Below are 253 nucleotides of genomic sequence, written 5' to 3'. Positions count from 1 at the left end.
AAATGGTCTCAATGCCACAAGGTTTTATTGCTTTTAGTGATGATGAAACTGGTGGTTATTACGGTTTTTTAAAAGAGAAGACTCAATATAAAAATGAAGTATATTTTTTTGATTCATCAGGGGATGGTTGAGTAGACCCGCCGGTTACCCAGACGGGCCCCTCCTCAGAACCGGACGTGCGGAACTACCGCATCCGGCTCCCGACAGATCAGTGTCCCCACACATATTCAGCGAGTCCAGAGTATTGATCGGG

The 253-nt window shown here is 45.8% G+C and carries 1 protein-coding gene; it reads left to right on the top strand.

The genetic code is table 11. The features are described 5' to 3' along the window. Positions 1-2 precede the first annotated feature (2 nt). Positions 3-131 carry an SMI1/KNR4 family protein gene (locus C5470_RS23500; protein WP_339917308.1) on the top strand — a complete coding sequence of 43 codons (129 nt, stop codon included), beginning with the start codon at positions 3-5 and terminating at the stop codon, positions 129-131. Positions 132-253 lie beyond the last annotated feature (122 nt).

The organism is Photorhabdus stackebrandtii, assembly GCF_011189495.1.
In the GTDB taxonomy this organism is placed as follows: Bacteria; Pseudomonadota; Gammaproteobacteria; order Enterobacterales; family Enterobacteriaceae; genus Photorhabdus; species Photorhabdus khanii.
This window is presented reverse-complemented; position numbering and strand designations above follow the sequence as displayed.